Origin of the sequence: Wolbachia endosymbiont of Mansonella perstans (genome assembly GCF_020278605.1) — a bacterium.
Lineage (GTDB): Bacteria > Pseudomonadota > Alphaproteobacteria > Rickettsiales > Anaplasmataceae > Wolbachia.
Map to the genome: position 1 here is coordinate 1 of NZ_JACZHU010000091.1, position 3,746 is coordinate 3,746.

Below are 3,746 nucleotides of genomic sequence, written 5' to 3' on the forward strand. Positions count from 1 at the left end.
AAAGCAGCACAGTTTGATAAGCTATCTGACTTAACTAGTATAGCAATGTTCTATATACCACATCTAGCACTTGATATTCCACTTGATGAGATAGATATTTCATATAGTAAAATTAATGATGTTAATTTAGAGAATGTAAATAACAAAATTCGCACTATCTTTTCTACTAACAAATTAGTCGGTCGTTTGCTACCAAAAGGAGGTAATAATGAAGATAAGTAAATTTGTATTTCTACTTTTTTTCTGTCTAGGCTTTAACTTACAAGCAAGCAGTAACCTAAATATAGAGGAGGTTACTACCCGTAAAGGATTTAAGTTTTTATTTGTTGAAAATTGCGATTTACCAAAAGTTTCACTAAATATATCGTTCAAAGATGCAGGCTACGCGTATGAGAACGCGGAAAAACAGGGGCTTACTTGGTTTACTTCTCTTGTAATTCAAGAGGGGGCAGGAAAAAATGATGCCAAAGATCTTGCGAAAAAGCTTGAAGATAAAGGGATTAGTTTAGGTTTTATTGCCGATTTAGAAGCATTTAGGGTTTCATTAAATACTCTGTATGAGAATTTAGAGGATGCAGTTTCGTTACTAAGTGACGCTATAATGCGTCCTAAAGTTGACCCTAAAGGATTGAATAGAGTTTTCGAAAAAGCAAAAGTTACTTTTAATAATCTTGAAAAAGACCCTTATTTTGTTGCTAGAAAAGAACTGGAGACATTGTTATTTAAAAAACATCCTTACTCAAAAAGTAGATATGGAAGCCTTGATACTGTAATGAGCATTACTAGAGATGATGTTTTAACATACATGAAGCGCAATTTTGCTAAAAACAACATGGTTATTAGTGTTGTTGGTTGCACAACAAAGGAAGAAATTAGTATGCTACTGGATAAATATTTATCTAAATTACCATCAAAAAGATCAAAAGTTAGAAAAATGCCTGTAAAAAATGACTTTGGCCCTGCAGAAAGTAAGAGCATTTTTATGGATATACCACAGAGTGTCATAATTTTTGCTCAGAAAGGTATGGCATATGAAGACCCCAATTATTATAACGCTAGTGTCTTAATTGATGCGCTTGGCGGCATGGGGTTAAACTCAATACTAATGAAAGAATTGAGACAAAATCTAGGTATTACTTATGGTATTAGTGCAAGCATTATTCCCGAAAAACATGGAAGTGCTATACTTGGATTTATGAGTACTGATAGTTCTACTGCTAGCAAAGCTATATCAGCGGTAAAAGACGTATTGAGTAAGGTAAAAAAAGAGGGAATTGACGAACAATTGTTTAAGGATACAAAAACCAGTTTAGTAAACAACCTTACCTTTTTTCTATCCAATAACACAAATATAGCAATACTGCTGGATGATATACAAATAAATGATCGTGATGTTAATCGTATAAATAATTATACGAATATCATTAATGATGTCAAATTAGAGGAAGTAAACAAATTGGCAAGTTCTTTATTAGATCCTGAAAATTTATTTTTTGTTGAAGTTGGCAGAGATGTTCAAAGTAAATAATCACTATAATATGAATAAATTTTTCACTACATTTCTTCACAATTTTAAGTATATAGCTAATTTCGACGTTTAGGCGAAAAACAATACGAAAGATACTACAAAAGGAACAAAAGAGTTCCGATTACTTTGTTAAATCCTTTGGTAACAATATTTTTTTATCAATACAGGCATGCTGGTGATTGTTAAGTTGACATATATCACAAGTCAACAAATAGGCATGGTAGGTATAATGCTCGGTAATATTGGTACAGGTGTTTTTTTCAGCTCAACGTCCATGATGTCAAGTTTATACTCTTTTTTTTAACTACTTTAGAGAAAAGAGCCTATATAAAAAGTTTAACTACGAGAAGACATTGGAAGCGAAAAGAAAGGATAAGCATAGAATTCAAGGCATCTGCTAGATATTCTGTGCGATGTGTTATTTTTAACTAGTGCTGCAGTTTATATTGCTTTATTTAGTAATCCCGTAGCTCTTTTTGCTACTGCACCTCTCGTTACACTGGGTTGTGTAGTGATGATTGGCAACATAACTAACTCCATTTACTGTAAAGTTAAAGACTTTAAAAATCATCTTTCACAATTTTCAAAAGAGGAACAGAGGGAGCTGTACACAGAGATGAAAAAAGAAATAAATTCACCACGCCTTTATAAAATTATAGCAAAAGTTCTACCTAAAATGGCAGTATTAGTAAAACTGCATGCTAATGCGGAGAATAAAGAAAAGGCAGAAAGAAGCTCAGCACTTAAAAGAAGTGCTAAAAGAATGCAATTGCAAACCAACAAACAGCGATATAGCTGATAAAAATAGCGAAACTATTAAAACGAAAAAAGAAAAACATATAAAACGAAAAAGCTCCAACCCTAAAAGTTCCAATACACCTTTCTTTAGGTAAAGATGTGGTTGAAGAAAGAGAAAAAGAAAGCAATACTTCACGGTCCCTCTAGTGTGCTATCTTAGCTGCCATTAACCTCACTGCTTCCACGTAGCACTTATGTTCCTCAGCTAGAATACGTTCTGAGAGGCTTTGGATGTTATCGTTTGGTAACACTGGTACAGCAGCTTGAGCTATTATGGCTCCAGCATCAACTTCAGGAGTGACGTAATGTACGGTACAACCTGTAATTTTTACACCTGCTTTCAGAGCTTGCTCTTGAGCATTAAGGCCCTTAAAAGATGGAAGTAAAGAGGGATGAACATTTATAACCTTATTATGCCATTTACTCAGAAAGTCAGCTTTTAGAATTCTCATAAACCCTGCAAGACAAACCAAGTCAACCTTATGTTGCACGAGCATTTCGTGAATTTTATTAGCATCAAGTGGTTTACTTTCAACAACAAATGCTGAAATTCCTGCTTGCTTTGCTATTTTCAGGCCAGCAGCCTCACCATTATCTGTGATAACGCACACAACTTCTGCAGGAAAACTGCAATCTTGACATGCTTTTATCAACGACTGCATGTTTGATCCTCTGCCTGAAATGAGTATTCCGAGCTTTATTTTTTTCATTGTAGCACAATTAATTTAGTGTGAAATTTTATATTAACAAAACAGCTCAAAAAGAAAACCTATTTTATAGCGAAAAGGGTGTGTACAGCTTTTTCTGTTATAAGTGAGCCTTCTAATTTTAGGTTTCGCTGGATAACATTCAGCTAAAATTAGCTCTGATGTTGAAGCATATAGGCAAGTATATTAATACAGGAATACATTTTGTAACCGCGTTATTATTTATTTAACAAAGTATTAGTATAATCTATTCACTGGATTAAACGGAGAAAATTTAATGAGCAAATTACCACACAACGCGAAAATAAGTAGATCTCAGGTTACTCAGTGGGAAGTAATAAAAGATTGTGAATATGCTGACAATTGCCTGTCAAAAATAGTAAATCTATATGTCATTAAAATAGCTCGGCTGTCAGATTTTTATGCGAGTGATGAACCTGAAATCAACACCATCCTGGCAAGAATAAGTGTAACAAGTGAAAATGTATTTTTAAATAAGGCTGCTGCTATTGAAATTATGGAAGATATTTTTCCACACAAATTCAACAGTAAGAAGAAAAACAACATATCAAGGTTAGAAGATTTGTATAATTATTTATGCTCTGTTGTTGGCAACAGCCTTCCAAAAGAAATGCTTGAAAGTCTAGTAAGAGAATATAAGGATGCTGTTAACTTACTTAAGGCAATTACCTGATTGAACGCAGCGTTCTCAG

At 33.6% G+C, this 3,746-nt stretch carries 4 protein-coding genes and 1 pseudogene; 4 read left to right on the forward strand and 1 reads right to left on the reverse strand.

All coding sequences use genetic code 11. The features are described from left to right. The 3 genes and pseudogenes from IHO13_RS04720 to IHO13_RS04730 all read left to right on the forward strand — a co-directional run. Nucleotides 1-222: pseudogene (locus IHO13_RS04720) on the forward strand (insulinase family protein); the annotation flags it as partial. After that, nucleotides 209-1,528, forward strand: a complete 1,320-nt coding sequence (locus tag IHO13_RS04725) for a M16 family metallopeptidase (protein ID WP_225538506.1) — start codon at nt 209-211, stop codon at nt 1,526-1,528. The pseudogene IHO13_RS04720 and the gene IHO13_RS04725, both read left to right, overlap by 14 nt. 415 nt (nt 1,529-1,943) lie before the next feature. After that, the gene (locus IHO13_RS04730; protein WP_225538507.1) at nt 1,944-2,327 is read left to right on the forward strand and encodes a hypothetical protein; all 384 of its coding nucleotides are present in this window, start codon (nt 1,944-1,946) and stop codon (nt 2,325-2,327) included. Between the two features lie 142 nt (nt 2,328-2,469). Here the strand turns inward: IHO13_RS04730 and purN are convergent, their stop codons facing one another. Next, nucleotides 2,470-3,036 (reverse strand): phosphoribosylglycinamide formyltransferase, encoded by a 567-nt coding sequence (gene purN / locus IHO13_RS04735; RefSeq protein WP_225538508.1) that lies wholly within the window; start codon nt 3,034-3,036, stop codon nt 2,470-2,472. Between the two features lie 274 nt (nt 3,037-3,310). Here purN and IHO13_RS04740 point away from each other — a divergent pair, with 274 nt between their 5' ends. Beyond that, nucleotides 3,311-3,727 (forward strand): hypothetical protein, encoded by a 417-nt coding sequence (locus IHO13_RS04740; protein ID WP_225538509.1) that lies wholly within the window; start codon nt 3,311-3,313, stop codon nt 3,725-3,727. Nucleotides 3,728-3,746 lie beyond the last annotated feature (19 nt).

What these genes read in the sequence shown, in the direction of transcription:
- purN (WP_225538508.1), bottom strand. Translation starts at nt 3,036, where the DNA reads ATGAAAAAAATAAAGCTCGGAATACTCATTTCAGGCAGAGGATCAAAC.
- IHO13_RS04740 (WP_225538509.1), top strand. Translation starts at nt 3,311, where the DNA reads ATGAGCAAATTACCACACAACGCGAAAATAAGTAGATCTCAGGTTACT.
- IHO13_RS04725 (WP_225538506.1), top strand. Translation starts at nt 209, where the DNA reads ATGAAGATAAGTAAATTTGTATTTCTACTTTTTTTCTGTCTAGGCTTT.